7 protein-coding genes are annotated in these 6,121 nt (G+C 66.8%); 5 read left to right on the forward strand and 2 right to left on the reverse strand.

The features are described 5' to 3' along the window. Positions 1 to 7: 7 nt before the first annotated feature. On the reverse strand, positions 8 to 1,333 hold the full coding sequence (locus tag AB7F41_RS07505; RefSeq protein WP_428382890.1) for a dihydroorotase: 1,326 nt from the start codon (positions 1,331 to 1,333) through the stop codon (positions 8 to 10). A gap of 105 nt (positions 1,334 to 1,438) precedes the next feature. Between AB7F41_RS07505 and AB7F41_RS07510 the strand changes: the two genes are divergently transcribed. After that, entirely contained in the window at positions 1,439 to 2,278 is an 840-nt protein-coding gene (locus AB7F41_RS07510; protein ID WP_428383001.1) for a YgfZ/GcvT domain-containing protein, read from the forward strand. A gap of 136 nt (positions 2,279 to 2,414) precedes the next feature. Here the strand turns inward: AB7F41_RS07510 and AB7F41_RS07515 are convergent, their stop codons facing one another. Then, complete coding sequence (locus AB7F41_RS07515; protein ID WP_428382888.1) at positions 2,415 to 2,576, reverse strand: hypothetical protein; 162 nt, start codon at positions 2,574 to 2,576, stop codon at positions 2,415 to 2,417. A 336-nt stretch (positions 2,577 to 2,912) separates the two neighbouring features. Between AB7F41_RS07515 and mch the strand changes: the two genes are divergently transcribed. The 4 genes from mch to AB7F41_RS07535 all read left to right on the forward strand — a co-directional run. After that, on the forward strand, positions 2,913 to 3,893 hold the full coding sequence (gene mch / locus AB7F41_RS07520; protein ID WP_428382886.1) for a methenyltetrahydromethanopterin cyclohydrolase: 981 nt from the start codon (positions 2,913 to 2,915) through the stop codon (positions 3,891 to 3,893). 15 nt (positions 3,894 to 3,908) lie between these two features. After that, a complete protein-coding gene (locus AB7F41_RS07525) occupies positions 3,909 to 4,868 on the forward strand; it encodes an ATP-grasp domain-containing protein (RefSeq protein ID WP_428382884.1) in 960 nt (319 codons plus the stop codon). Between the two features lies 1 nt (position 4,869). After that, entirely contained in the window at positions 4,870 to 5,745 is an 876-nt protein-coding gene (locus AB7F41_RS07530) for a triphosphoribosyl-dephospho-CoA synthase (protein ID WP_428382882.1), read from the forward strand. A gap of 141 nt (positions 5,746 to 5,886) precedes the next feature. Continuing rightward, on the forward strand, positions 5,887 to 6,121 hold a 235-nt coding region (locus AB7F41_RS07535; protein ID WP_428382880.1), incomplete at its 3' end, for a formaldehyde-activating enzyme.

A 6,121-nucleotide genomic window follows, 5' to 3' on the forward strand; every position in this document is an offset into this window, starting at 1 on the left:
GCGAGAGCTAAAGCGCGCCCCAAAAGCGGAACGGCGCGCCTTGCGAGGGCGTTACGAGTTCGCCTTCCCACATGACCTTGGCGCCACGAACGAACGTCCCGACCGGCCAGCCGACCACGTCCTTGCCGTCATAGGGGGTCCAGCCGACGCGCGAGGCGATCCATGAATTGCGGATCGTCTCGCGCCGCTTCATGTCGACGATGGTCAGATCGGCGTCGTAGCCCGCCGCGACGCGTCCCTTGCCGGCGATGCCGAAAAGCCGCGCCGGACCCGCGCTCGTCAGGTCGACGAAACGCTGCAAGGTCAACCGGCCGGCGTTGACGTGATCGAGCAGCAGCGGAACGAGAGTCTGCACGCCGGTCATCCCCGACGGGCTGTTGGGATAAGGCTTGGCCTTTTCTTCGAGCGTATGGGGCGCATGGTCCGAACCCAGCACGTCGACGACGCCCTGCGCCACGCCGCGCCAGAGCCCGTCGCGATGACGCGCCTCGCGCACCGGCGGGTTCATCTGCGCGAGCGTGCCGATGCGCGCATAGTCGCTGTCGTCCATCGTCAGATGATGCGGGGTCACTTCGACGCTGGCGATGTCCTTATGCTCGGCGAGCAGCGCGATCTCTTCCTCGGTCGTCACATGCAGCACATGCACGAGCGCGCCCTTGTCGCGGGCGATGTTCATCAGTCGCCGCGTCGAACGCACCGCCGTCTCGACGTCGCGCCAGACCGGATGGGACGACGGGTCGCCGTCGATGCGCAGCGACTTGCGCAGGTTCAGCCGGTCGTCGTCTTCGCTGTGAAAAGCGGCGCGCCGGCGCGTATGCGACAACACCTCCGCGATGCCGGCGTCGTCGGCGATGAGCAGCGAGCCGGTCGAGGAGCCCATGAACACTTTGACCCCGGCCGCGCCGGGCAGGCGCTCCAACTCGCCCAGCTCAGCGGCGTTCTCATGCGTGCCGCCGACCCAGAAGGCGAAATCGCAATGCATGCGTCCGGTCGCGCGCGCGACCTTGTCGGCAAGCTCCGCTTCGCCGGTCGTCAGCGGATTGGTGTTGGGCATGTCGAAGACGCCGACGACGCCGCCGAGAACCGCGCCCCGCGACCCCGATTCAAGATCTTCCTTGTGCGGAGCGCCGGGCTCGCGGAAATGCACCTGCGAATCGATGACGCCGGGAAGAATGTGCAGCCCGCGGCAGTCGATCGTCTCGCCCGCCGAGGCGCCGGACAGGTCGCCGATTTCGGCGATCTTGCCGTCGCGGACGCCGACGTCGCGCGCGCCCTCCCCGTCCTGGTTGACGAGCGCGCCGCCGGAAAGAATGACGTCGAAGACCTGCGGCATGGGGTGGCGCCTCGCTTGCGATGCCGTCGTCGGATGGGGTTTGGTTGCTAATGCGCCAAAGAGGCGCGAGACTCAAGCAGCCGTCAGCGGAGGCGAGTGAACGATATGACTATGGCGATCCGGCTTGATGACCGCGGAATCATCGACGTTGCGGGCGAAGAGGCGCGCCATTTCCTGCATAATCTCGTCACGAACGACGTGGCCTCGCTCAAGCCCGGCGAGGCCCGGTTTGCCGCGCTGCTGACGCCACAGGGCAAGATTTTGTTCGATTTTCTGATCTTTGCGGCGGACGACGACCGATATTTGCTCGATTGTCCGCTCGATCTCGCCGCCGATCTTCAAAAACGTCTGAACATTTACAAACTGCGTTCGAAACTGACGGTGACGAACCGCAGCGACGAACTCGAAGCGATCGCCTTTCCGGACACGACCGAGGCGCCGAAGATCGAGGCGGTCGCCCTCGCCGCCGACCCGCGGGGGCCGCTCGGATTCCGCGCCATCGCGGAAAAAGGCAGGATACCCGCCGAGGATGGGCGGAAAGATTACGAGGCGCGGCGCATCCACGCCGGCGTGCCGCTTGGCGGGGTCGATTTCGACTATGGCGGAACCTTTCCCCACGAGGCCAATATGGATCTCCTCGCGGGGGTCGATTTCAAGAAGGGCTGCTTCGTCGGGCAGGAAGTGGTGTCGCGGATGAAGCACCGAGGCTTGGTGCGCCGGCGGGTCGCGCCCTATCGCGCCCAGGGCGGGGCGCCGGCGCCCGGCGAGGCGATCCGCCTCGGCGACGTCGAAATCGGCGTCACCGGGTCACGGCTTGAAGACGAAGGTCTGGCGCTGGTCCGGCTCGACCGTCTCGCCGAGGCCAAGGAAAAGGGTCAGTCGCCGGTCGCCGCCGGCGTCGCCCTGCAGTTCGACACCGAACAGGGCGCGCTCAAATCTCAGTGATGAGGAAAGGGCGCTTACGCCAATTCTTCAATCGCCAGTTCTTCAATGAAATGGGCCGCGCCGATATGCAAAGACGCCGCGCGCGGCGTCCGTGCTTCGCATTCGGCGTCACGCGCGGCGTCGCGCAGCGGATGGATCAGCGCACGAGGGTGTCGAGCGCGACGTCCATGGCGCGGACAAGGGCCATATTGCCGAAAAGAATGACGGCGATCGCGAGCGCGACATAGATCACGTCGTTCAATGCAAGATTGCCGACCGTGCGATGCACGGCGTCTCGGTCTGTCGGCTGCAAATCCATCGTTCGTCCCCTCCGGCGAAATCTCTCTGTATTGCTCTTCACTCGAAATGCGCCCGTCCGATGTGCGCAACCACACATGCGATGCTCAACGTCTCAGCAGCGGATTGGTTTCCTCGATTGGGCCAAAAAGATTGAAAGTTTGCTTCTCCCAATCCTGCCTGTGCGTTCAGCGCCTCTTTCCTTCGCCGCGCCTCGGCGAAGCTGCGACGCCGCCTGTCTTTCGTTTCCGCGGAAAAGCTCTATAAGTTCCGCGCACAAATTGGCCGCAGGCTCACCGCCTAGAACGGCCTGGAGACGGCGGAAAGCGCCACAGAGCGAAAAAGGGAGAGGCCCACAATGAGCGAAAGCCTGAAAGCGACTGGCCGCACGACTGAAAGCGTCAACGCCCTCGCAGGCGCGCTGGTGGATCGTCTCGTCGCCGGCGCGGCGCAATACCGCGTGTCGGTCGAGCGGGGCAGCCTGGGCGAACTGCTGATCGACTCCGGCGCGAAAGTCCCCGGCGGCATCGAGGCCGGACTGCTGCTGACCGAAATCTGCATGGGCGGGCTGGGCCGCGTGACGCTGTCCCACGCGCCGGCGGCGCCCAAATGGCCGTTCTGGCTGACCGTGACCAGCGCCGATCCCGTGGTCGCCTGCCTCGCCAGCCAATATGCCGGCTGGAGCCTGAGCCACGAAAAATTCTTCGCTCTCGGTTCGGGACCCGGCCGCGCTCAGGCCCGCGCCGAGAAGCTGTTCGACGAGCTGTCGTACCGCGATCTGGCCGACCGCGTCACCATCGTCCTCGAAAGCGGGTCGCCCCCGCCGAAGGAGGTCGTCGAGAAAGTCGCGTCGCGCTCGGGCGTATCGCCGGACAAGGTCGCCTTCATCTATGCGCCGACCCAATCGCTCGCCGGCGGCGTCCAGGTGGTGGGCCGGGTGCTCGAAGTTGCGCTGCACAAGGCGCATGAACTTCATTTTCCGCTCGACGACATCATCGACGGCGTGGCGACGGCGCCGCTCTCGCCGCCGCATCCCGATTTCGTGCAGGCGATGGGCCGCACAAACGATGCGATCATCTATGCCGGGCGGGCGCATCTTTTCGTGAAGGGCTCGTCGGCCGCCGCCAAGGAGCTCGCCGAAAAACTGCCGAGCAGGACGTCGCGCGACTACGGCCGGCCGTTCGCGGATATTTTCAAGGCGTATAAGGGAGACTTCTATAAAATCGACGGCAGCCTGTTCTCGCCGGCCGAAGCGCTGGTGACGGCGGTCGAGACGGGCGAGACGTTCCACGCCGGAGAGATCAATCTGGCGCTGTTGGACAAGTCGTTTGGCGGGTGATCGCCGGGGCGCCTAGTGACTGCGTTCGACCTGCTCGATAGATCGGGGCCGCTCGCCTCCGCGCGCGAGGAGAGCGGTTTGTCGCCGCGCGTGGCGGTCTTCACCGACAAGCTCGACTGGCACGTCGTCCGCACGCTCCGCGCGTTGCGCGCGCAGGGGGCGACGCCGGTCGCCGTGCGGCTCTCCGCGTGCAAGATCGAGACGGGCCGCGCGCGCGGCCTCGTCATCCCTGGCTTTCACGACCTTCCCGACCTCGCCATCGTCCGCGCCATTGGCGACGGCTCGCTCGAAGCGATCACCATGCGGCTTGGCGTCCTGCACGCGCTGGAGGCGCTGGGCGTCACGGTCGTCAACGGCGCGGGCGCGATCGAACGCTGCACCGACAAATCCATGGCGAGCTTTCTTCTGACGCAGGCGGGACTGCCGACGCCGCAGACCTTCGCCGCGCAAACGCTCGCGCAGGCGCGCGGCATCGCGCGACGCGAATGCGCCAACGGCCCGCTGGTCATGAAGCCGCTGTTCGGCGCGCAGGGCTGGGGTCTGCGGCTGATCGAGCGCGAAAGCGATCTGCCGTCGCTCGAGGAGGCGCGCGGCGTGTTCTATCTGCAGCGCTTCGTCGGGCCGACGCGGCCGCCCTTCGAAGACATGCGCGTGCTCGTTTCCTGCGGCCAAATCGTCGCCACCATGCGCCGGCGTTCGAGCCATTGGATCACCAATGTGCGGCAAGGCGCGAAACCCTTCGCCGTCGCGCCCTCGGCGCGGGAGGCTGAGATCGCGATCGGCGCCGCGCGCGCGCTTGGCGTCGACTTCGCCGGCGTCGACGTCATCAATGACGATCGCGGCGCGCCGCTCATTCTTGAAGTGAACAGCATGGCCGGCTGGAGCGGACTGCAGCGGGTGACGCCGTTTTCGATCGCCGACCGACTCGCCGCCGACGCCCTTGCGCGGGCCGCGGCGGCGCGCCGGCGCGCCTAGAGTGGCGACCTTCGCGCTGACGCCGCAAGCGATCGCGGACGGATTCGTCACCGCCTGCGAAGCCGAACTGCAGGCGCCGAAGCCCGGCAATGTGCACGTCTTCGCCGACGGCCACGGCATGACCACGGCGGATTTCCTCGCCAGCGCCGAGGCCGCCGCGCCCTTCATCGCCGCCGCGCGATCGACGGTCGGCGCGCGCATCGCCGGCGCCGTCGAGGCCACGCAGGCGCGCGTCGGGCAGAACACCAATCTCGGCATCGTCCTGCTCTGCGCGCCGCTCGCGCAGGCGGCGGCGACGGCGCAGAGCGCCGATCTGCGCCGCGAAACCGAGCGCGTGCTGGGCGCGCTCGACGTGACGGACGCGGAGGCCGCGTTTCGCGCCATCGCCCTAGCGCGGCCGGCGGGCCTTGGAGACGCGCCGCAGCACGACGTCAACGCGCCGGCAGAAACGACCTTGCGCGCGGCGATGCAGGCCGCCGCCGACCGCGACCGGATCGCCTGGCAATACGCCAACGGCTTCAACGACGTTTTCGGCCTTGGGCTCAAAACGTTAGCTGAGGCGCGCGCGCGCGGGGCCGATGCGGCGCGCGCGACTCTTGCGGTCTATGCGGCCTTTCTCGCGGCTTTCCCCGACAGCCATGTCGCGCGCAAGCACGGGCGCGCGGCGGCCGAAACCCTTCGCGGCGAGGCCGCCGTTTTTGAAATGGATATGAAGAGCGCCGCGGGCCGCGAAGCGGCGTTCGAACTGGCGTTGCGCTTCGACCGCGCCCTTAAGCGGCGCGGGCTGAATCCGGGAACGAGCGCCGATCTGACGGTGGCGGTTCTTTTCGCTGATTATCTGGCGGCCATCTTGGCAAGGCCGCGCAAAAATGGTTGAGTCCGCGCGCGCGGGATGGTCTCGCGGCTATCTGGCCAGCGGTCCGATCGGGCAATTTTCGCTCGACGCCGAAGAGGGGGTAGAGGCGTTCGCGGCTAAAAATAGCGTGCGCGCCGTCATGAGGAATTCTGGGAGGAACACATGGCAGTGATCAACAAGATGCTGGTCGGCGAGTCGCTGGTCGGCGACGGCAACGAGGTTGCGCATATCGACCTGATCATGGGTCCGCGCGGCTCGGCGGCCGAACTCGCGTTCGCCAATGCGCTGGTCAACAACAAGGACGGCTTCACGACGCTGCTCGCGGTCGTCGCGCCGAACCTTCTGTGCAAGCCCAACACGATCCTGTTCAACAAGGTGACGATCAAGGGCGCCAAGC

Origin of the sequence: Methylocystis sp., from assembly GCF_050251305.1 — a bacterium.
Classification (GTDB): domain Bacteria; phylum Pseudomonadota; class Alphaproteobacteria; order Rhizobiales; family Beijerinckiaceae; genus Methylocystis.